This window comes from Streptomyces capitiformicae (genome assembly GCF_002214185.1).
Classification (GTDB): Bacteria; Actinomycetota; Actinomycetes; order Streptomycetales; family Streptomycetaceae; genus Streptomyces; species Streptomyces capitiformicae.
The window spans coordinates 220,305-241,682 of record NZ_CP022161.1; the positions used below are offsets into that span (position 1 = coordinate 220,305).

The 21,378-nt window shown below is 70.3% G+C and carries 19 protein-coding genes; 7 read left to right on the forward strand and 12 right to left on the reverse strand.

The window, feature by feature from the left end:
- Window positions 1–106: 106 nt before the first annotated feature.
- The 3 genes from CES90_RS00915 (at window position 107) to CES90_RS00925 (ending at window position 3,922) form a co-directional block, all read left to right on the forward strand.
- Window positions 107–1,363, forward strand: coding sequence for an FUSC family protein (locus CES90_RS00915; RefSeq protein WP_189781996.1), 1,257 nt, complete (start codon window positions 107–109; stop codon window positions 1,361–1,363).
- A 35-nt stretch (window positions 1,364–1,398) separates the two neighbouring features.
- Window positions 1,399–2,490 carry a hypothetical protein gene (locus CES90_RS00920; protein WP_189781995.1) on the forward strand — a complete coding sequence of 364 codons (1,092 nt, stop codon included), beginning with the start codon at window positions 1,399–1,401 and terminating at the stop codon, window positions 2,488–2,490.
- A gap of 172 nt (window positions 2,491–2,662) precedes the next feature.
- Window positions 2,663–3,922, forward strand: a complete 1,260-nt coding sequence (locus tag CES90_RS00925; protein ID WP_189781994.1) for a lactonase family protein — start codon at window positions 2,663–2,665, stop codon at window positions 3,920–3,922.
- Here CES90_RS00925 and CES90_RS00930 read toward each other — a convergent pair.
- Both CES90_RS00930 and CES90_RS00935 read right to left on the reverse strand, forming a co-directional pair.
- Window positions 3,890–4,615: a DUF2470 domain-containing protein gene (locus CES90_RS00930; protein WP_189781993.1), complete on the reverse strand. Its 726-nt coding sequence runs from the start codon at window positions 4,613–4,615 to the stop codon at window positions 3,890–3,892. The two genes, CES90_RS00925 and CES90_RS00930, sit on opposite strands and share 33 nt — an antisense overlap.
- Before the next feature lie 116 nt (window positions 4,616–4,731).
- Window positions 4,732–5,562, reverse strand: a complete 831-nt coding sequence (locus tag CES90_RS00935; protein WP_189781992.1) for a pentapeptide repeat-containing protein — start codon at window positions 5,560–5,562, stop codon at window positions 4,732–4,734.
- Window positions 5,563–5,686: 124 nt separating this feature from the next.
- On the opposite strand from CES90_RS00935, the gene CES90_RS00940 reads away from it, so the two are divergent.
- Entirely contained in the window at window positions 5,687–5,884 is a 198-nt protein-coding gene (locus tag CES90_RS00940) for a DUF5999 family protein (RefSeq protein WP_189781991.1), read from the forward strand.
- A 22-nt stretch (window positions 5,885–5,906) separates the two neighbouring features.
- Here the strand turns inward: CES90_RS00940 and CES90_RS00945 are convergent, their stop codons facing one another.
- From CES90_RS00945 to CES90_RS00990, 10 genes are all read right to left on the reverse strand, one after another.
- A complete protein-coding gene (locus CES90_RS00945; protein ID WP_189781990.1) occupies window positions 5,907–6,425 on the reverse strand; it encodes a GNAT family N-acetyltransferase in 519 nt (172 codons plus the stop codon).
- Complete coding sequence (locus CES90_RS00950) at window positions 6,422–7,177, reverse strand: PIG-L deacetylase family protein (protein ID WP_189781989.1); 756 nt, start codon at window positions 7,175–7,177, stop codon at window positions 6,422–6,424. Before CES90_RS00950 ends, CES90_RS00945 begins: the two co-directional genes overlap by 4 nt.
- 54 nt (window positions 7,178–7,231) lie before the next feature.
- Window positions 7,232–8,533 (reverse strand): alpha/beta fold hydrolase, encoded by a 1,302-nt coding sequence (locus CES90_RS00955; protein ID WP_189781988.1) that lies wholly within the window; start codon window positions 8,531–8,533, stop codon window positions 7,232–7,234.
- A gap of 55 nt (window positions 8,534–8,588) precedes the next feature.
- Entirely contained in the window at window positions 8,589–9,614 is a 1,026-nt protein-coding gene (locus CES90_RS00960) for a LacI family DNA-binding transcriptional regulator (RefSeq protein WP_189781987.1), read from the reverse strand.
- 114 nt (window positions 9,615–9,728) lie between these two features.
- Window positions 9,729–11,153 carry a BNR repeat-containing protein gene (locus CES90_RS00965; protein WP_189781986.1) on the reverse strand — a complete coding sequence of 475 codons (1,425 nt, stop codon included), beginning with the start codon at window positions 11,151–11,153 and terminating at the stop codon, window positions 9,729–9,731.
- Window positions 11,154–11,230: 77 nt separating this feature from the next.
- On the reverse strand, window positions 11,231–11,551 hold the full coding sequence (locus CES90_RS00970; RefSeq protein ID WP_189781985.1) for an L-rhamnose mutarotase: 321 nt from the start codon (window positions 11,549–11,551) through the stop codon (window positions 11,231–11,233).
- A 41-nt stretch (window positions 11,552–11,592) separates the two neighbouring features.
- Entirely contained in the window at window positions 11,593–12,675 is a 1,083-nt protein-coding gene (gene rhaS / locus CES90_RS00975; protein WP_189781984.1) for a rhamnose ABC transporter substrate-binding protein, read from the reverse strand.
- A gap of 68 nt (window positions 12,676–12,743) precedes the next feature.
- Window positions 12,744–13,775, reverse strand: coding sequence for an ABC transporter permease (locus tag CES90_RS00980; protein ID WP_189781983.1), 1,032 nt, complete (start codon window positions 13,773–13,775; stop codon window positions 12,744–12,746).
- On the reverse strand, window positions 13,768–14,808 hold the full coding sequence (locus tag CES90_RS00985; RefSeq protein WP_189781982.1) for an ABC transporter permease: 1,041 nt from the start codon (window positions 14,806–14,808) through the stop codon (window positions 13,768–13,770). Before CES90_RS00985 ends, CES90_RS00980 begins: the two co-directional genes overlap by 8 nt.
- Entirely contained in the window at window positions 14,805–16,322 is a 1,518-nt protein-coding gene (locus CES90_RS00990) for a sugar ABC transporter ATP-binding protein (protein ID WP_189781981.1), read from the reverse strand. Before CES90_RS00990 ends, CES90_RS00985 begins: the two co-directional genes overlap by 4 nt.
- Before the next feature lie 256 nt (window positions 16,323–16,578).
- On the opposite strand from CES90_RS00990, the gene rhaI reads away from it, so the two are divergent.
- From rhaI to CES90_RS01005, 3 genes are all read left to right on the forward strand, one after another.
- Window positions 16,579–17,748: an L-rhamnose isomerase gene (rhaI, locus tag CES90_RS00995; RefSeq protein ID WP_189781980.1), complete on the forward strand. Its 1,170-nt coding sequence runs from the start codon at window positions 16,579–16,581 to the stop codon at window positions 17,746–17,748.
- A 144-nt stretch (window positions 17,749–17,892) separates the two neighbouring features.
- The gene (locus CES90_RS01000) at window positions 17,893–19,932 is read left to right on the forward strand and encodes a bifunctional aldolase/short-chain dehydrogenase (RefSeq protein WP_189781979.1); all 2,040 of its coding nucleotides are present in this window, start codon (window positions 17,893–17,895) and stop codon (window positions 19,930–19,932) included.
- The gene (locus CES90_RS01005) at window positions 19,929–21,377 is read left to right on the forward strand and encodes a rhamnulokinase (protein ID WP_189781978.1); all 1,449 of its coding nucleotides are present in this window, start codon (window positions 19,929–19,931) and stop codon (window positions 21,375–21,377) included. Before CES90_RS01000 ends, CES90_RS01005 begins: the two co-directional genes overlap by 4 nt.
- Window position 21,378: the final 1 nt, after the last annotated feature.

Genomic DNA, 21,378 nt, shown 5'->3' on the forward strand with positions numbered 1-21,378 from the left:
GCCAGTGGTCCCGCGTCCGGCGGCCCACCACTACAAGGTGGGGAGCACCCCGGTTAAGGTCCTCGAACAATGCGTTCGATGTCGGCGGAAGGGGAACAGCGCAGGGATGCGAGACGTACGTGGTGTGTGGGCCGCGATCGGCCCCAAGGTCACAAAATGGCGGCAGGATCCGGTGATCGTGCAGTCCGTGCGATCGGCGGCGGCCGCGACGGTGGCCTATGTGGTGGCCCTGCAGGTGAGCTCGGAGGCGGCACCCCTGACGGCTCCGCTGACCGCGCTGCTCGTCGTGCAGGTCACCCTCTACGCCACGCTCACCAACGGCATCCGCCGCGTGAACTCGGTGGTGGCCGGCGTCGTCATCGCCATCGGCTTCAGCGTCCTGGTGGGTCTCACCTGGTGGAGCCTCGCCCTGCTGATCCTCGCCTCACTGGCCGTCGGCCATCTGGTGCGGGTCAGCGAGTACGTGCCCGAGGTGGCGATCAGCGCGATGCTGGTGCTCGGCGTGACCGAGGTCGGCGACACGGCATGGGCGCGCGTGTTCGAGACGCTGATCGGCGCGGTCGTCGGGCTCGCCTTCAACTTCCTGTTCGCTCCCCCGGTGTGGGTCGAGGCCGCCGGTGAGTCCATCGAGGACCTGGCCCGCCGGATGCGGCGGCTGATGATCCGCGTCGGCGAGGAGGCCGCCGACCGCACCCCCGTGGAGGCCGCGGCGGCCCACCTCGACGAGGCCCGCAAGCTCGACTTCGACATCGTCGAGGTGGACGCGGCCCTCAAACAGGCCGAGGACAGCCTGAAGCTCAATCCACGCGTACGGGAGGGCCTGCTGCACCGGGTCGTCCTGCGCACCGGTCTGGACACGCTGGAGATCTGCACGGTGGTCCTGCGGGTACTGGCCCGTACCCTCACCGACCTCGCCCGGGAGCGGGAGCCCGAGCCGCTGTTCTCGCCCCAGGTGGGGGCGGCCATCGAACGGCTGCTGGCCGAGATCGGTGACGCGGTGGTCAGCTTCGCGGTGCTGGTCACCACCGACGTCAGCCGCAGCGCCGAGTCCGCCGAGGCCCGGCTGGCCGCCGAGTTGTCCACGGCCGCCGCGACTCGCGACAAGCTGGCACAACTGCTGCTCGACGACATCCAGCGGGACCCCCGCCAGTGGCAGCTGCACGGTGCCGTACTGACGGAGGTCAACCGCATGCTGGACGAGCTGGACACCGAGCACCGCTCCCAGCGGCTGCTGGAGGAGCTCGACCGCTGCACCCGTGAACAGCGCGAGCGCTCCCCGCGCCTCACGCGCCTCCGCGAGCGCCTGCGCATCCCTTCTCCCCTTCGGCGGAACCGGTCCGCCCTCGCCGGACGTACTAAGTGACGAGGTACGACGCGATATCGAGGGGAGCGTACGGAATGGCCCACGGCGCCGTGCGGATCGACGGGACCACACTGCATCTGCCGGGCGGTGTCCAGGTGCGCTTCAAGCGCACGCTGCGCCTGCCCGAGACAGGTACGCACCAACTCCCGCCGGGGCTGGGCGACTTCCCGATCCGCCGGGTCGAGGACCATCCGCACACGACCCCCGAGCGGATGCGGGCGCGCGGCGGTGTGATGCTGCCGGTGTACCTGCGCGAGGCGATGTGGCTGCACTTCGGGGGGACGACGGAACCGGCCGCGCTCCAGGTCGGCGTGGGCAAGGTGTGCGCGGTGTCGGGCAAGCCGTGGAGCAGCACGCTCACGCGTGACCCGCAGAACTATGTGGTGCTGCCGCGTCAGCCGTGGCTCGACGGCATCAACTCCGGCAAGGGCACGGTCCGCCAGTTCGTGGCCGTCCCGCTTGGGCTCGGTGCGACGGTCGAGGGGCAGGTCACCGGCGAGGAGGTGTTCGGCGGGGTGCAGTTGCAGTCGTTCCCGCTGAACGCCGCGAAGCTGGCGGCGTGGCGGGAGGAGCAGTACAGCCGCGATGTGCCGTCGGTGAGGACCGGCGGGGGATTCGGTGGCGCCCCGCTGCCGCCTCCGGGGGTGATGCCGGCACCTCCGGGTGCCATGCCTCCGCCTCAGGCCGCGTACGGCATGCCGTCGCCCGGTGCCGCCCCCGCGCCCGCCGGTCCGCCCCGGGCGCCCGCCGCGATGGGGCTCGGCGTCGGTGGCTCGATGCGCCAGGAGGTCTACAAGGACGACCGGCCGCGCGGCAGCTGGGCCGAGGAGCCCGGCGGCCGGGTCTTCGTGCATCTGGTCACCCCGCCGGAGTGGCGGCGGATCACCGGCGAGGCCCCGCCGCCCTCGCCCGTCGACCGCGCGGCCTACACCCGGGCCGGGCTGCCCTGGTTCGACTACTACGACGCCGACGCCCACGACCTCGCCCCGGCGGACGAACTGGGCGCCGTGAAGCCCGTCGGCGACTGGCTCGGCACAGACCTCGACCCGTGGCAGGCACCCGCTCCCGGCCAGGTGGAGCCACTCGGTGACGCGCCGGGCAGGCCGATCCAGGACGGCGACTGGTAGCGAACCCTCAGCACGGGTCCGGCAGCGGATCCGGGCGCCGCACGGCGGGTCGGCAGACCTCGGCGGCGGGTGTTGCATGGCGCGCAACACCCGCCGTCGTTCTTTGCACCGGACCGCTCGTACCCGTCAAGGTGGGTGACGGACGGGGACGAGCGACGACCGAGGTGCGCGAATGGCGAGTGAGGCGGGACGGAATCCGGGCGGCTGGAGCAGGCGCCGCGTCCTGGGGATGCTGGCGGCGACGGCCGTTCCGGCGTCCCTGGCCGGTTGCTCCCGTTCCGACGGGACGGCCGCCGGACCTACGCCGTCCGCACCGGCGCGGGGCGCCTCGACGCCGACAGCGCCCTCGGCGGCGGAAGCGGGGGCCCAGACGGCAGCCGCCTCGCCCTCCCCCACCCTCTCCGGCCCCCGGCCGCTGTTCCTCGGCACGTACACCTCCGCCGACGGCGGCGGCACCGGCATCGGGGTCGCCACCTACGACGCCCGAAGCGGCCGTATCACGGGCAAGGGAACGATCTCCGGTGTCGGCGACCCGTCGTATCTCGCGGCGCATCCGGACGGACGGACGTTGTACGCCGTCAACGAGCGGGCGGAGGGCGGTGTGACCGCCGTACGGCTGTCGGACCGCAAGGTCCTCGACACCCGGAGCAGCGGCGGCGAGGCCCCCTGCCATCTCTCGGTGCACCCGAGCGGGCGGTGGCTGCTGAGTGCCAACTACGGCACGGGCAGTGTCGCCGTGCACCCCGTCGAGGACTCGGGGGCCCTGGGCGAGCGCACGGATCTGGTCGTGCACCGCAGCCCGGCACCGGGCCCGGGCCAGGAGGGCCCGCACGCGCACTACATCGCCGCGAGCCCTGACGGCGGACACGTCCTCGCCGTCGACCTGGGCACCGACGCGGTGTACACCTACGGGCTGGACGAATCCCGGGGCACGCTGACCGAGGTGTCGCGCGCGCGGACGCGGGCGGGGGCGGGTCCCCGGCATCTGACCTTCCATCCCGAGGGGCGATACGCCTATCTCGCCAACGAGGTCGACAACACGGTCGCGGTCTGCGCCTACGACCCGGGGAGCGGCAAGCTCACGCCGGGCGACCCACAGCCCACGGGGACGGGCTCGGGCACGAGCTATCCGGCGCAGCTCCTCGTGACGCCGAACGGCTCGTACGCGTATCTCGCCAACCGGGGGCACGACAGCCTGACGCGCTACGCGGTCGAGGAGGGGGGTGCCCGGCTGAGGCTCCTGGATACCGTGCCGGCGGGCGGGGGGTTCCCCCGTCAGATCGCCTTCTCACCGGACGGGAGCCTGCTGTTCGCCGCACATCAGCGGTCGAGCACGGTCGGGGTCTTCCACGTCGACGGCGAGAGCGGTGAACTGCGGTCCGCGGGCGAGCCGTTCGCGTCACCCGTCGCCGTCTGTGCGCTGCCGCTGTAGGGCGCGGGGGCAGGAGGCGGCGCTGGCCTGGGTGAGCAGGATGTGCATGCGCTCGGCGAGCTGGGCCACGGTGTCGGCGGGCTTGTGGAACGTCAGCCGTACGTCGCCGTTGCCGCGGGCCCGCTCGATGCGCAGGGTGAGGCCGTGCCGGTCGACGGCGAGCGGCTGGACGCGTACGGCGCCGTGCAGGCTGTCGTGCGGGACGAGCCGGGTGAGGCGCTCGACGGCGTCGGGGTGTGCGTCGGCGAGGTGCGTCAGCAGACGGGACTCGGCCGTGACCAGCGGGTCGGGTGCGGCGGCGGCGAACTCGTCGAGGTCGACCACGACCGCGCCGGACGGCTCGCGCAGCACGATACGGGTGGGCCGGAACTCCAGGTCGCCGTCCTTGGGCGCGAACCAGCCGGCCAGCCAGAGCCGGGCGCGGATACGGCCTCGCACGGGGACGGGCGCGACGTCGGCGAACTCCAGCACGGCGGACGGCTCACCGCGGGGTGCGCAGATCGCGGCGGCGACGAGCGTGCTGTCCTCGGGGACGCACAGGATCACCCGGCCGTCCTCGGTGACGGTGTGTGCGCCGACGAACTCCTCGCGGCCGCCCTCGGCGGTCACCGCGCAGGACCACGCCGCCGCGAGCACCGAGCGGGCACGCTCCGCCGCGGCGGGCGCGGCCGTCCAGGTGTGACGGTCACCCATCCCCATACCTCCCTTAGGTAAGCCTTGCCTAACCTACCGGAGATGGGGGTGTACGCCAACCAGAACCCGCCAGTAGAAGAACTTCTGTTCGCCACAGCGGGGTGCCGTCGGCGGCCTCACGCCGCCCAGTGACCGGGGCGGGTGACTGACGTCGGGAGGCGAGTCCCGGCGCTGCCGCGGGCCGCGTCGAGCTGGGGCTGGGTGAGGAAGAAGGCGCCTGTGAGGTCGGCGTCCGTGAGGTCGGTGTCGCGCAGGTCGGCGCCGATGAGATCCGCGCCGCGCACGTCGGCGCCGGTCAAGTCGGCGGCGATGAGGTAGGCGCCACGGAGATCGGCCCTGCTGAGGTCGGCTCCCTTGAGACGGGCGCCGATGAGGTCGGCGTTCCGGCGGTTCTTCTTGCGCCCGGCGCCCGCCCGCATGAGTTCGCTGGTCCGCAGCAGCAGCTCGTTCACCCGCTGCCGGTGTGCGGCGACATCCAACTCGGCCAGCTCCCCCGCTGTCCGCCCGGTCAGCCTCTCGGTCTCGTCCCGCACCCGGCGTACGTCCGCGTGCACCGGACGGGCGGCGGGAAGCGTCAGTGCCTCGGCCAAGTACCAGAGCAGTTCGTGGAGTTGGCGTACGACCGGGAACACGTCGAACATCCGCCGGGCGTGCTCCCGGCCGCCCGTACGCCAGTCCCGACCGCCGAAGGTGACCTGGGAGACCTTCTGCCCGGCGCCGAAGCAGTCGTAGACCGTACAACCGGTGAAGCCCTTGTCCCGGAGCCGGGTGTGGATCCCGCAGCGGAAGTCGTCCCGCAGGTTCCCGCACGGCTTGCCCGCGGCCTTGTCGACGGCGAAGTCGGACGAGGCGGCGAAGGGCAGCGCCACGCAGCACAGCCCGAAGCAACTGCCGCAGTCCGCGCGCAGATCGTGCAACTGGAGGACGTCACCAGATCTTTGTTCCATACGGTTCACCCTAACGAGAACTCACCGATGAGTTTTCGGGTCCGGAGGGGTCCCTAATACAACCGAAAACAAGTTCCGCTACGACTGAAGAAGCCACCTCGGACGCATCCCCTGAGGAGACATCATGTGCACGCACCGGCCCGTATGTCCCAGCGCCGACAGCCCGCACCACCACACCGCCGCGATCGTCTCCGCCCACCCCGAGCAGGGCTGGAGCCTCCTGTGCAATGGCACCATCGTCTTCGACGACACCGGTGAACTCCTGCCGGACGGCAGTGTCGTCGCCCCGCAGCGGACGCTCGGTCACGCGCTCGCCGCCTGAACGGGACACGGCCGCGCGCCGGTCATGTGCGTTCGAGGTCCAGCCGCCAGTTGTTCGACATGCTCCACTGCCCCTTCGGATACTCGACGGACATCTCGCCGAGCAGCGTGAACCCGGCTTTGCGGCACACCGCGTTCGACGCGGCGTTGTCCACTCGGGGAAGCGCGTGCAGATAGCGGTGGGTGCCCGTATTCCGGACCATGTCGACGACCGTGCGGGCGGCCCGTGCGGCGAGGCCCCGGCCCTGGAACTCGGGCAGCACCTGCCAGCCCGTCTCCCACACCATGTCGCCCTCCCACTCGTGGGCCCAGTAGCCGATGGAACCCGCGCTCTCCCCGGTGTCGGCCAGCGTGATCCGGCACATCTGCCCCTCCCCCACTTCCAGATAGCGCCGGTGGCGGGCGACGAGTTCCTCCTCTGTCTCGGGGCCGCCCAGATATTCGGTCATCCTCGGGCTGTTGATCCGCCGGAGCAGCCAGAAGTCACCTTCCGACCAGGGCACAAGGCGCACCCCGCCCGGATCGTCGTGGCGGCCCGTCATCGGGCGAACACCTCGAAGGCCACCGCCGGTCTGCCGCCGAAGCGCTCCCCGGTGGTGCGTGCGTAGCCGGTGAGGAACTCCCGTACGTATGTCTCCGGGTCCTGGCTCGTCAACGCCTCGATGTAGGTGCGGTGTTCGAGGAGGGAGGCGACCGCGCGGTCGAGGCCGGGCGTGGCGTCCACCGCGTGGGTGGGGGTGGAGGAACCGGCCACGGCGACCCAGCGGACGCCGTTCCAGGGTTCCAGTCCCTGCTCCACGAGTTCCGGGAAGATCCAACGGTTCCCGGCGTCGCCGGCGGCGTCCAGGGTGGCGCGGCCCACGGCCACATGGTCCGGGGTGTTCCAGGCGACGCCGCCCCAGGTGTCGCGGTGGTTGAGGGTGATGACCAGTTCGGGGCGGTGTCTGCGGATGGCGGCCGCGATGTCCCGGCGCAGGGCGAGGCCGTACTCGATCACGCCGTCCTTGTGGTCGAGGAACTCGACCTCACTCACGCCCACGACGGCGGCACTGGCCCGCTGCTCGCGCTCGCGCAGCGGGCCGCACTCGGCGGGCGGCAGGGTGTCGATGCCCGCCTCACCACGGGTGGCCAGGACATACGCGACCTCGCGGCCGGCGTCGGTCCAGGCGGCGATGGCCGCCGAGCAGCCGTACTCGAGGTCGTCCGGGTGGGCCACCACGGCGAGGGCGCGCCGCCAGTCGTCGGGCATGGGTGTGAGCTGGTCCGGCTGATCCTTCTGCGGGTCGTCGGTCATGGGCGCACAGTAGCCCGCACCACTGACATCCTGGCCCGGCTCACACGCCGTCCGTCACTCCTCGTCCCGCGCCAGCGCCAGCAACCGGTCGAGCACGCGCGGTCCGCCCGCCCGTACGCCGTCGTGTTCGAACTCGTCGGTGACCCAGGTGCGCAGGCCCTTGATCGAGCGGGCCGTCCGGAGCGAGTGAGCGGTGTCGACGTACATGTCGTCGTGGTAGATCGCGGCGGCGACCGGGACGTCGTTGGCAGCGAGGCGGGCCGGGTCGTACAGGGGTGCCCAGTCGGTACGGGCGGCCAGTTCCTCGGCGGTGTCGCGCAGGGGGCGCAGCGCCGGATCGGTGTCGAAGGTCCAGGGGTGGATGGACTCTCCGGTGAACAGCAGCGGCCCGTCCCCGGTGAGCGTCTTGGCGGCGTCGAACTGCGGGAACTCGGCGCGCACCCGCTCGGCGGACCAGGCCGTGGGGCGCCCGCCCTGGCCGTAACAGGCCTCGTGGACGAGGGCGTAGAGGGGGTGTCCGGCGAACGACAGCAGGCTCTGGACCTCCTCCTGGAAGACGTCGGAGAGGGCGGGGCCATCGGGGGTGGTGACGAAGGCGTCCTCCAGCAGGAAGTGCAGCCGGTGGCTGCCGTCGCCGCGGCCGAGGAGGATGCCGAGGGACTGGAAGGCCTCGACGGTGAGCCGGTAGCCGCCGTTGAGGACGGGCTCGTGTTCGAGAAGGTACTCGGCGATCCGGCGGGCCCGCTCCACGTCCTGCGGGTAACGGGCGTAGTGCGCGGCGACCTTGCGTTCGATGCGCGGGTAGGCGGCGCGGTAGACGTCGTCGGCGTGACCGTCCAGGGTCGGCAGGCCGCCGGTGATGACGGCGGCGCTCAGCCCCTCGGGCGCGGTGGAGAGGTAGGTGACCGTGCAGAAGCCGCCGAAGCTCTGTCCGAGGACGGTCCAGGGTGCGCCGCCGGTGACCTCGGGGCGGATGGCCTCGCAGTCGCGGACGATGGAGTCGGCGCGGAAGTGCGCGAGGTAGTCGGCCTGTTCACGGGGGCCGCCGCGCAGCGGAAGCGTCTGGCGGTTGGCGGGGGTGGAGGCACCGGTGCCGCGCTGGTCCAGCAACAGCACCCGGTACTCCTTCAGGGCCCGCTCCAGCCAGGCCTGACGGCCGATGAAACGGTTCGCTCCGAAGCCGGGGCCGCCCTGGAGGTAGACCAGCCAGGGCAGTTCGGCCTTCGCCTTGTCGCTCGCGACGACTTCCCGCGCGTAGAGCTCGATCCGCTCCCCCGCCGGGTCGTCGTGGTCGAGGGGGACGGTGAAGCGACGGTCGGTGAGCACGACACCGGGCTGCCGGTAACTGACGGACAACAGGGCTCCTTGGACGTGCGGGTTCCGGGCCGTGGTCCAGTCCAGCACAGATTGCTCAGCGTGCCGAGAGGCTGGAGCGCCGTACGACCAACTCCGGCTGGAGCACGACCCGCCGGTGCTCGTGCCGGTCGGGCGCGGTCTCGGCCTCGGTCTCCTCCAGGAGCAGTTCGGCGGCGAGGGCACCCATGGTGACCGCGGGCTGCCGTACGGAGGTGAGGGGGACGGCGGCCGCGGCGGCGAACTCGATGTCGTCGTAGCCGACGATGGCGAGGTCGTCCGGGACGCTCACGCCGGCCGCGTACATGGCCTGGAGCACGCCGAGGGCGAGCAGGTCGTTGGCGCAGAAGACGGCGGTCGGGCGGGCGGCGAGGCCGAGGAGGCGGGCACCCGCGTCACGGCCGGCGGCCACGTCGAGGCGCTCGGTGGGCAGTTCACGCAGGGCCTTTGGGCCGAGCCCCGCCTCGTGCAGGGCATTCAGAGCGCCCGTGCGGCGGTCGCGGACCTGGTTGAGGCCCGCCGGTCCGCTGACGTACGCGATGGAGCGGTGGCCGGCGTCGACCAGATGCCGTACCGCGAGCGCGCCGCCCGCCACGTCGTCGACGGACACCGAGCACTCGGTGGTGCCCTCGGCGACCCGGTCGACGAGAACGAAGGGGATGCCGTGCCGGCGGAACGCCTCGATGTTGCGCCCGGTGGCGTCGGCGGGCGTGAGCAGGACGCCCCGCACCCGCTGCTCGGCGAAGAGCGACAGATACTCGGACTCCTCGCCCGCGCTCTGCGCGCTGTTGCAGACCATCACGCCGAGCCCGGCGTCGCGCGCGGCCCGCTCGGCACCGCGCGCGACGTCGACGAAGAAGGGGTTGCCCATGTCGAGCACGAGCAGCCCCATGATGCGGCTGCGCCCCGCCCGCAGCTGACGCGCCGACTCGCTGCGGACATAACCGAGGCGGTCGATCGCGGCCAGCACACGGGCGCGGGTCCCGGAGGCCACCGAATCCGGCCGGTTGATGACGTTGGACACCGTGCCGACGGAGACTCCGGCGGCCGCGGCGACGTCCTTGATACCCACCGACTGCGACATCGGACGGGGACCTCCAGGAAGGTACGGGACGGCGGGCATACGTTCACATTACCTGTGGCCATCACAGGAATGACCCGGTCAGGTGCAGGAACGCACGTTCCCGTCGTACGGGGATCAGGCGGGCAGTGCGAAGTCGATGACGCGGAGCGCGGACGGCGTCGTACCGGTGGACTTCACCTGGTACATGACCGACAGGACGTTGTCCTGGGCGATCCGCATCTCGTCGAAGACGACCTCACCGAAGGCGTTGAGCCCGGAGCCGTCGAAAAGGATCTTCCAGTCGGTGTGTCCGGAGGCCGCCGAGGCACCGGCGATCCGGCCGAACGGGAAGATCGCGTAGGCGTTGTCGTACTTGTCCATGACCAGCTTGGTGCGCTGGCTGGAGTTCAGCGCCACCGGTATCTCGGTCTTCGCCCAGGCGCCGGAGGAGCTCTTGCGGACGAGGAAGGCACGGCCGTTGGCGGTGCGGTCGGCGACGTAGTTCGTCGTGCACTGGCCGAAGCGGCCGGGGACGTAGCTGATGATGGCGTGCGGTCGGCCGGCGGAGTCGGTCCACTGGCTCTCCTGGTTCATCAGCGAGTGGTCGGGGTTGAGCGCGTCCACGACGAGGCCCGCGTCGGTGACGGAGACCTTGTCGGAGCCGCCGGTGGTGCCGACGACGGTGCCCGCGTTGTTGCGCCAGGTGCGGCCCAGGTCGTCCGAGTAGACGTAGCCCGTGTCGTGGTTGGTGATGCCGCCGCCGTTGCACATCACGGCGCCGTTCTGCTCACGCCACGTGAACATGGCGTGCAGGCGCCCGTCGCGGTCGTAGTCGATGCCGTGCAGGTACATGTTGCGGGCCGTCGAGGAGCCGTGCTCGCTGGTGTAGGTGCCGGTGGAGGACGTCCACTCGCCGAGGTTGGTCCAGGAGGTGCCGTTGTACTCGGCGATCGCGTTGCGGCCGTTGCCCGAGATGCCGGCGCGGTAGCTCAGCTGGAGCTTGCCGTCGGGCATCGAGATGAACTGCGGGTACGTGAACTGCGAGGTGAGCGCGAGCCCGTCCAGGGTGGACTGGGGGGCGCCGAAGCGACTCGTGGTCCAGCTCAGCCCGGCCGGGTTGTCCATCAGGCCGGCCACGGACTTGACGTAGGTGAAGCCGTCGCTGTGGGAGTCCATGTTGAGGTGCAGCCGGCCGTCGATCTTGGAGACGCCCATCGAGATCACGTTGTGGGAGTCATTGTAGCGCAGGGTGTGGCCGACCTTGACGGTGGACCAGGTGCTGGAGCCGCGGACGCGGCGGCCGACGACGGCGTTGCGGTCGGCGGTGTACCAGACGGCGTACTGGTAGCCCTGGTAGGTCAGCAGCGCGTTCTTCTGGAACGCGTTGTTGTTGACCAGGCCGTCGTAGGACACGAAGAAGATGGCCTGGCTGTCGAGCAGCGTGTTGCCGGTCTGGGTGACGGAGGGGCCGGGGTCGGCGGCGCGGGCGGTGGCGGAGCCGAGTGCGGGGGTCACCACGGCACCGGCGAGTGCGGCGCCCAGCAGCGTACGTCTCTTCATCTCGGGGACTCCATTGTCGGGCGAGGTGGGGAACGGGGAGGGGGCGAGTCGTGTGTGACAAGGGCCTGTCCGGCGGATCAGGCGAGGTGGAAGACCTCGGTGAGGGGCTTCATCGCCTCGTCGGGCCGGGCGCCGTCCAGCGACTCGAAGAACGGCGCCATCTCCTTCTGCCAGCGGGCGTTGACCTCGGCGGCCTCCATGCCGGCTTGCGCCGCCTGGAAGTCCTCGGTCTCCAGGTAGCCGACGAGCAGGCCGTCGTCGCGCAGGAAGAGGGAGTAGTTGTGCCAGCCGGTGGCCGAGAGCGCTTCGAGCATCTCCGGCCACACGGCGGCGTGCCGCTCGCGGTACTCGTCCATCCGGTCCTCACGGACCTTGAGCAGGAAACAGACGCGCTGCATGAGGTACCGCTCCTCTGCGGGGTGTTGAAGGGGACTGACGACTAGAAGTTGAACTGGTCGATGTTGTCCTTGTTGAAGACGGTCGGCTTGCCGAGGCTGATCACGCCGTCCTTGCCGATGGTGAACTCGCCCATGTCACCGGCGGTGAAGGTCTCGCCCTCCTGACCGGTGATCTGGCCGGAGACCAGCGCCACCGAGGTACGGGCGGCCAGCTCGCCGAGCTTCGCCGGGTCCCACAGCTCGAACGCCTCGACGGTGCCGTTCTTGACGTACTTGCGCATGTCGTTCGGGGTGCCGAGGCCGGTCAGCTTGACCTTGCCCTTGTACTTGGAGCCCGACAGGTACTGGGCGGCCGCCTTGATGCCGACCGTGGTCGGGGAGATGATCCCCTTCAGGTTCGGGTACTCCTGGAGCAGGCCCTGGGTCTGCTGGAAGGACTTCTGGGCGTCGTCGTCACCGTAGACGGTCTTGACGAGCTTGATGTCCTTGTACTTCGGGTCCTTGAGCTCGTCCATCATGAAGTCGATCCAGATGTTCTGGTTCGTCGCGGTCTGCGCGGCCGACAGGATCGCGATCTCGCCCTTGTAGCCGATCTGCTCGGCGAGCAGCTGGACCTCGGTGCGGCCCAGGTCCTCGGCGCCGGCCTGCGAGACGAAGGCGTTGCGGCACTCCGGCTTGGTGTCGGAGTCGTAGGTGACGACCTTGATGTCGTTGCTCATGGCCTGCTTGAGGGCGGTGCACAGGGCGCCCGGGTCCTGCGCCGAGACCGCCATCGCGTCGACCTGCTGCTGGGTGAGCGTGTTGACGTAGGAGACCTGGCCGGAGGTGTCCGTCGCGCTGGACGGGCCGACCTCCTTGTAGCTGGAGCCCAGCTCCTTCAGGGCCGCCTCGCCGCCCTTGTCGGCGGAGGTGAAGTACGGGTTGTTGACCTGCTTGGGCAGGAAGCCGACGGTCAGGCCCTTCTTCAGCTCGGCGTTCGGGTCGGCCTTGCCGGTGGCGCTCGCCGAGGCGGCGTCGCTCTTGACGTCCTCCTTGGTGGTGCCACCACAGGCGGTGGCGGCGAGGGCGAAGGAGGTGACGGCGGCGAGGGCCGCACAGGAGCGGCGGAGGGTTGCCTTGCGCATGAGGGTTCCTTTGTTGCGGAGGACGGGCGGGTGAGCGTGTACGAGGTCGGCGGTGGGGGCCCAGCCGTTCAGGAGGCTGGAGTGGGCGCCTTTGGCACCGGCGCTGAGGCCGCTCTACGGCCGGCTCTCGCGACGGAGATCTGACGTGCGGCCCGGGGGCCGAGCACGGAGAGGACGAGCAGGACGCCGGTGACGACGATCTGCGACTGGGCGGAGACATCCGAGAGGCTCATCACGTTCTGCAGCGTGCCCAGCAGGAAGACTCCCGCGATCGCGCCGCCGAGCGTGCCCTTGCCGCCGTCGAAGTCGATGCCACCGAGCAATACGGCGGCCACCACGGAGAGTTCGAGCCCCGTCGCGTTGTCGAAGCGGGCGCTGGCGTAGTGCAGGGCCCAGAAGATGCCGGTGAGGGATGCCATCAGACCGGTCACCGTGAACAGGACCAGCTTCTGTCGCTTGACGCGGATGCCGGAGAAGCGCGCGGCCTCCTCGCTGGCGCCGATCGCGTAGAGGGAGCGTCCGAACGGGGTGAGGTGCAGGGCCACCACGGCGATGACGAGCAGCACCAGGAAGGGGATGAAGGCCTGCGGGACGAAGCTGTCGCCGATCCGGCCGGCCGCGAAGTCCAGGTACTGCGTGGGGAAGTCGGTCACCGCGTCGGAGCCGAGCACGATCTGCGCGATGCCCCGGTAGGCGGCGAGGGTACCGATGGTGACGGCCAGGGAGGACAGGCCGAGCCGGGTGACCAGCAGGCCGTTGATCAGTCCGCAGACCACGCCGAGGAGCAGGCAGATCGGGATGATCGTCTCGATGGTCATGCCCTGGTTCCACAGGGCGCCCATCACCGCGCCGGACAGACCGGCGGTGGAGGCGACCGACAGATCGATCTCGCCGGAGACCACGAGCAGGGTCATCGGGAGGGCGATCAGCGCGATCGGCAGCGTGTTGCCGATGAGGAAGGACAGGTTGAGCGCGTTGCCGAAGCCGTCGACCGTACCGAAGGACAGCAGGAGCACGACGATCAGGAGGGCGCCGACGGCTGAATCCCACCTTTTCAAGGCGGACCAGCGACCCACGCGCGACAGGGTGGAGTCAGCCATGGCGGGCGTTCCTCTTCTTCAGGGCGGTCGCCACCCGCAGCGCGACCACGCGGTCCACGGCGATGGCGAGGATGAGCAGGATGCCGTTGATCGCCAGCACCCACACCGAGCTGACGCCGAGGGCGGGCAGCACGCTGTTGATGGAGGTCAGCAGCAGGGCGCCCAGAGCCGCCCCGTAGACGCTGCCGGAGCCGCCGGTGAAGACCACGCCGCCGACCACGACCGCGCTGACGACGGTGAGTTCATAGCCGTTGCCGGTGCTGGAGTCGACGTTGCCGAACCGGGCCAGGTACAGCGCTCCGGCGAGGCCGGCGAGGGCACCGCAGAAGGTGTAGGCGACCAGGATCCGCTTGCGGACCTGGATACCGGCGAGGCGGGCGGCCTCGGGGTTGGAGCCGAGCGCGTACAGCTCACGGCCGCTGCCGAAGTGCTTCAGGTAGTACGCCGTCGCCACCAGCACCGCCAGGGCGATCAGCGCCAGGTACGGCACCGCGGAGATACCGCCGGAGCCGAAGTCCACGAAGCCGTCGGGCAGGTCGGCCGCGGTGATCTGCCGGGAGCCGACCCAGATGGAGTCGATGCCCCGGATGATGTACAGCGTGCCGAGGGTGACCACGAGGGCGGGCACCTGGCCGAGGCTGACGAGCAGGCCGTTCAGCAGACCGAAGCCGATGCCCATCAGGACCGCGAGGGCCACGGCCACGACCGCGTTGCCGCCGCCCTGGAGATACGTACCGGCGGCGAAGGCGCTGATGCCGAGGGTGGAGCCGACCGACAGGTCGACGTTCCGGGTGATGACGACCAGTGACTGCCCTACGGCGACGAGCACCAGGATGGTGGCGTTGAGCAGCAGGTCCTTGATGCCCTGCTCGGTGAGGAACTCGCTGTTGCCGAGCTGGGTGACGACGATCATCACCAGAAAGACGGCCAGGATGGCGAGTTCACGCATCTTGAAGACGCGGTCCACCAGCCGGGTGCCACTGGACTTGGGCACCTCGGCGACGGGGGTTTTCTCAGGGGTGGTCACCGTCATGCGGCGGCCCTCCCGGTGGCTGCGGCCATCACGGTTTCCTCGGTGGCTTCGGAGCGAGGGATCTCGGCGGTCAGCCGGCCCTCGTGCATCACGAGCACGCGGTCGGCCATGCCGAGGATCTCGGGCAGGTCGGAGGAGATCATCAGGACGGCGACGCCGTCGGCGGCGAGCTCACTCAGCAGCCGGTGCACCTCGGCCTTCGTACCGACGTCGATGCCTCGGGTGGGCTCGTCGACGATCAGCACCTTCGGCCCGGTGGCGAGCCATTTGGCGAGGACGACCTTCTGCTGGTTTCCGCCGGACAGGGCGTTGACGGTGTCGGCGATCCGGGCGTACTTGACCTGGAGCTTGACCGCCCAGTCGAGGGAGCGGCTGCGCTCGGCGCCGCGGTCCATGAGGCCGGCCTTCACCGTCGTACGCAGACCGGTCAGACCGATGTTCCGCTCGATGGACATGTCCATCACCAGGCCCTGGGCGCGGCGGTCCTCGGGGACCAGCGCGAGGCCGGCGGCCATGGCTGTGGAGGGGGCACCGTTCGTGAGTGCCTTCCCGTCGACGTCGACCTCACCCGCGTCCCAGCGGTCGATGCCGAAGACGGCCCGTGCCACCTCCGTACGACCGGCGCCGACGAGTCCGGCCAGGCCGACGATCTCGCCGCGCCGGACGTCGAAGGAGACATCGGTGAAGACGCCCTCGCGGGTCAACCGGCGTACGCTCAGCGCGACTTCGCCCGGCTCGACCTCCTGCTTGGGGTAGAGCTCGTCGAGGTCGCGGCCGACCATGCGGCGGACGAGGTCGTCCTCGGTCATGCCGTCCAGGAGCTCGCTGGAGATCCAGGCGCCGTCCCGGAGTGTGGTCACCCGCTGGCAGATCTGGAAGATCTCCTCCAGCCGGTGCGAGATGAAGAGGACCGCCGAGCCCTGCTCGCGGAGGGTACGGACGACGCCGAAGAGGCGGGCGACCTCGCTGCCGGTGAGGGCGGCGGTCGGCTCGTCCATGATGAGGACGCGGGCGTCGAAGGAGAGCGCCTTGGCGATCTCGACGATCTGCTGGTCCGCGATGGAGAGGCCGCGCGCGGGGCGGTCGGGGTCGAGTTCGACGCCGAGCCGCTGCATCAGGGCGAGGGTGGCCGCGTGGGTGGCCTTGTGGTCGATACGGCCGAGGGCGCGCCGAGGCTGGCGGCCCATGAAGATGTTCTCGGCGATCGACAGGTCGGGGAAGAGCGTGGGCTCCTGGTAGATGACGGCGATGCCCGCGTCCCGGGCGTCGGCCGGACCGTGGAACACCGTGGGCTCACCATCGAGGAGCACCTGACCGGAGTCCGGTCGGTGCACCCCGGCGAGGGTCTTGATCAGGGTCGACTTGCCCGCGCCGTTCTCTCCCGCGAGGGCGTGCACCTCACCCGGGAACAGTTCGAAGGACACGTCCCGCAGGGCGCGTACGGCGCCGAAGGACTTGGAGATGCCCTTCAACGCGAGGACGGGGGCCGGACCCGTGTCGGACCGGTGGGTCATGAGGGCTCCTCGACGACGCCGGTGGCGGAAGGCAGGGCCCTCACTGCGTCGTGAAAGGTTTCAACTTGGTTGCCGGGACGTTAGGCACCACACGCAGGTCACGTCAATGGGTTCCGGCCGAAATTTTTTCGATATGAGAGGGCGCAACAGTGTCGCGGAAAGCGCTATCGACCAGGGGGGGTTGACAGTCTGGCGAGTCGCTCATAGTTTCCCGTGCTGAATCGTTTCAGACATCGAAGCCGGTAGGAGCCCTGACGTGACCGAGCTCGCCGCGGTGAAGGCCGCCCTCAAGACACAGGCCATTGAGACGCCGTCGTGGGCGTACGGAAACTCCGGGACGCGCTTCAAGGTGTTCGCTCAGGCGGGTGTGCCGCGCACCCCGTGGGAGAAGGTGGACGACGCCGGCAAGGTGCACGAGTTCACCGGCGTGGCCCCGACCGTGGCGCTCCACATCCCCTGGGACAAGGTCGACGGCTCCGACGGATACACAGAGCTCGCGAAGCACGCGGAGCAGCGTGGTGTGAAGCTGGGCGCCATCAACTCGAACACCTTCCAGGATGACGACTACAAGCTGGGCAGCATCTGCCACCCGGACGCGGCGATCCGCCGCAAGGCCGTCGATCACCTGTTGGAGTGCATCGACATCATGGACGCGACCGGGTCGCGGGATCTGAAACTGTGGTTCGCGGACGGTACGAACTATCCCGGCCAGGATGACATCCGTGAGCGCCAGGACCGGCTCGCCGATGGGCTCGCCGAGGTGTACGAGCGGCTCGGTGACGGGCAGCGGATGCTGCTGGAGTACAAGTTCTTCGAGCCGGCCTTCTACACGACCGATGTGCCGGACTGGGGTACCGCCTACGCCCACTGCCTCAAGCTCGGGCCCAAGGCGCAGGTCGTCGTCGACACCGGGCACCACGCGCCGGGCACCAACATCGAGTTCATCGTGGCGACGCTGCTGCGGGAGGGGAAGCTCGGGGCGTTCGACTTCAACTCCCGCTTCTACGCCGATGACGATCTGATGGTGGGTGCGGCCGACCCGTTCCAGCTGTTCCGGATCATGTACGAGGTCGTGCGTGGGGGTGGGTTCACCCCTGAGGTCGCGTTCATGCTCGATCAGTGCCACAACATCGAGGCGAAGATCCCGGCGATCATCCGGTCGGTGATGAACGTGCAGGAAGCGACGGCGAAGGCGCTGCTGGTGGACCGGGGGGCCTTGGCCGCAGCTCAGGCTTCCGGTGATGTGCTCGGTGCGAATGCCGTGCTGATGGACGCGTACAACACGGATGTGCGGCCGTTGCTGCGCGAGGTGCGGGAAGAGATGGGGCTGGACCCCGAGCCCATGGAGGCTTACCGCCGGTCCGGATGGGCTTCGAAGATCGTTGAGGAGCGGGTCGGGGGAGAACAGGCGGGTTGGGGAGCGTAAGCGTCTGCCTGCATCTGTTGTGTGCGGACTGCGGGCCGAATGTGGCTGGTCGCGCCCGCGCGGCGGAGCCGCAAAGTCAAACACAGCCCCGCGCCCCTTCGGGGCGCACCCCACTCACGTAAGTTCAAGAAGTTAGGAACCTCCATGGCAACCCATCCCGAAGCTGCTGCCCTTCTTGCTCGTTCCCATCGGCTTGGCGCCGATCCCCGTAACACCAACTACGCCGGCGGAAACGCGTCCGCCAAGGGGACCGAGACGGACCCCGTCACCGGTGGTGACGTCGAGCTGATGTGGGTGAAGGGGTCCGGGGGTGACCTGGGCACGCTCACCGAGGCCGGGCTGGCCGTCCTTCGGCTGGACCGGATGCGGGCGCTCGTCGACGTGTATCCGGGGGTGGAGCGCGAGGACGAGATGGTCGCCGCGTTCGACTACTGCCTGCATGGGAAGGGTGGGGCGGCGCCGTCGATCGACACGGCCATGCACGGTCTCGTGGACGCGGCGCATGTCGATCATCTGCACCCGGACTCCGGGATCGCGCTGGCCTGTGCCGCCGATGGGGAGAAGCTGACCGCCGAGTGCTTCGGGGACAGTGTGGTGTGGGTGCCCTGGCGTCGGCCGGGCTTCCAGCTGGGGCTGGACATCGCTGCCATCAAGGAGGCCAACCCGCAGGCCATCGGGTGCGTCCTCGGTGGGCACGGCATCACCGCCTGGGGGGACACCGCCGAGGAGTGCGAGAAGAACTCGCTGCACATCATCCGTACCGCCGAGGCCTTCCTCGAGGAGAAGGGCAAGGCGGAGCCCTTCGGGCCGGTCATCGCGGGGTACGAGGCGCTGGGCACCGCCGAGCGTCGGGAGCGGGCCGCGGCCCTCGCCCCGCACATCCGGGCCATCGCCTCGCAGGACAAGCCTCAGGTCGGGCACTTCAACGACTCCGAGGTCGTCCTCGACTTCCTGGCCGCCGCCGAGCACCCGCGGCTCGCCGCCCTCGGTACCTCCTGCCCCGACCACTTCCTCCGTACGAAGGTCCGGCCGCTCGTGCTCGACCTGCCGCCGACCGCCGACCTGGACGCGGTGATCGCCCGGCTGAAGGAGCTGCACGCCGACTACCGCGAGGAGTACGCCGCCTACTACCAGCGGCACGCCGAGCCCGACTCGCCCGCGATGCGTGGCGCCGACCCGGCGATCGTGCTGATCCCGGGTGTGGGCATGTTCAGCTTCGGCAAGGACAAGCAGACGGCGCGGGTCGCGGGTGAGTTCTACGTCAACGCGATCAATGTCATGCAAGGCGCCGAGGCCGTTTCGACGTACGCGCCGATCGAGGAGTCGGAGAAGTTCCGCATCGAGTACTGGGCGCTGGAGGAGGCCAAGCTTCAGCGGATGCCGAAGCCGAAGCCGCTCGCGACGCGGGTCGCGCTGGTGACGGGTGCGGGCAGCGGGATCGGCAAGGCCATCGCGCATCGGCTCGTCGCCGAGGGCGCGTGCGTCGTCGTCGCCGATCTCAACGGTGACAACGCCGCCGCCGTCGCCGAGGAGTTGGGCGGACCGGACAAGGCCGTCGCCGTGACCGTCGACGTGACGGACGAGGAGCAGATCGGCGCGGCCTTCAAGGCTGCCGCGCTGGCCTTCGGCGGGGTGGACCTGGTGGTCAACAACGCCGGTATCTCCATCTCCAAGCCGCTGCTGGAGACCTCCGCGAAGGACTGGGACCTTCAGCACGACATCATGGCCCGTGGTTCCTTCCTCGTGTCGCGGGAAGCGGCGCGGGTGATGATCGCGCAGGGGCTGGGCGGCGACATCGTCTACATCGCCTCCAAGAACGCCGTCTTCGCCGGTCCCAACAACATCGCGTACTCCGCCACCAAGGCCGACCAGGCGCACCAGGTGCGGTTGCTCGCCGCCGAGCTCGGTGAGCACGGCATCCGGGTCAACGGCGTCAACCCGGACGGGGTCGTGCGCGGGTCCGGGATCTTCGCGGGCGGCTGGGGTGCCAAGCGGGCCGCCGTGTACGGGGTGGAGGAGGAGAAGCTGGGCGAGTTCTACGCGCAGCGGACCATCCTCAAGCGTGAGGTGCTGCCGGAGCACGTGGCGAACGCGGTGTTCGCGCTGACGGGCGGAGAGCTGACGCACACCACCGGTCTGCACGTCCCGGTCGACGCCGGCGTCGCCGCCGCCTTCCTGCGATGAGCGGGTCGGTGAAGTCGTACGCGGCGGTCGACCTGGGCGCGTCCAGCGGGCGGGTCATGGTCGGCCGCGCGGGACGGGACTCGCTGGAGCTCGCCCTGGCGCACCGGTTCCCGAACCGGCCGGTGCGCACGCCCGAGGGGCTGCGCTGGGACGTCCTCTCCCTGTACGCGGGGGTGCTCGACGGGCTGAAGGCGGCCGGGCAGGTCGACTCCGTCGGCATCGACAGCTGGGCCGTGGACTACGGGCTGCTGGATGCCGACGGGGCCCTGCTGGGCAACCCGGTGCACTACCGGGACACCCGGACCGAGGGCGTCGCGGAGAAGGTGTGGGCGACCGTGCCGGCCGCCGAGCTGTACGCGGCGACCGGGTTGCAGTTCGCGCCGTTCAACACGCTGTACCAGCTGGTCGCCGCCCGGTCGTCCGCCCAACTGGCCTGTGCCAAGCGGTTGTTGCTCATCCCGGATCTGCTCACGTACTGGCTCACGGGTGAGTTCGGGACGGAGTTGACGAACGCCTCCACGACCCAGCTGATCGATCCGCGCACGCGTGACTGGTCGTACGACGTGGCGGCGCGGCTCGGGATCGATCTGGAGCTGTTCGCGCCGCTGCGGCGGCCGGGCGATCCGGCGGGGTGGCTCCAGCAGCGGGTGCTGGACGAGACCGGGCTGCGCGGGCCGGTGCCGGTGACGACCGTCGGGTCGCACGACACCGCCTCCGCGGTGGCGGCCGTACCGGCCACCGGGGAACGGTTCGCGTACATCTGCACCGGCACCTGGTCCCTGGCGGGCCTGGAGCTGGACGCGCCGGTGCTGACCGAGGCGAGCCGGGCCGCCAACTTCACCAATGAGCTGGGGCTCGACGGCACCGTCCGCTACCTGCGGAACATCATGGGGCTGTGGCTGCTCCAGGAGTGCGTACGGGAGTGGGGCGACCCGGATCTCGGCGAGCTGCTGCGGGCCGCGGCGGGGGTGCCCGCGCTGCGGTCGGTCGTGGACGCGGGTGACGCGGCGTTCCTCGCGCCCGGGCGGATGCCCGAGCGGATCGCCGAGGCGTGCCGGGAGTCGGGGCAGCCGGTTCCCGGGACGCCCGCCGAGATCACCCGGTGCATCCTCGACTCGCTGGCGCTCGCCCACCGGCGGGCCGTCGCCGAGGCCCAGGCGCTCGCCGACCACCCCGTGGACGTCGTCCACATCGTCGGCGGCGGCACCCGCAACGCCCTGCTCTGCCAGCTCACCGCCGACGCCTGCGGGCTGCCGGTGGTGGCGGGACCGGCGGAGGCGGCGGCCCTGGGCAACATCCTCGTCCAGGCCCGGACACACGGGCTGGTGGGCGACCGCACCTCCATGCGGCAACTCCTCGCCCGTACCCAGCCGCTGGTGCGCTACGAGCCGCAGGGCGACCCGGCGGCCTGGCACGCGGCGGAGGCCAGGCTCGCCGAGAAGTGAG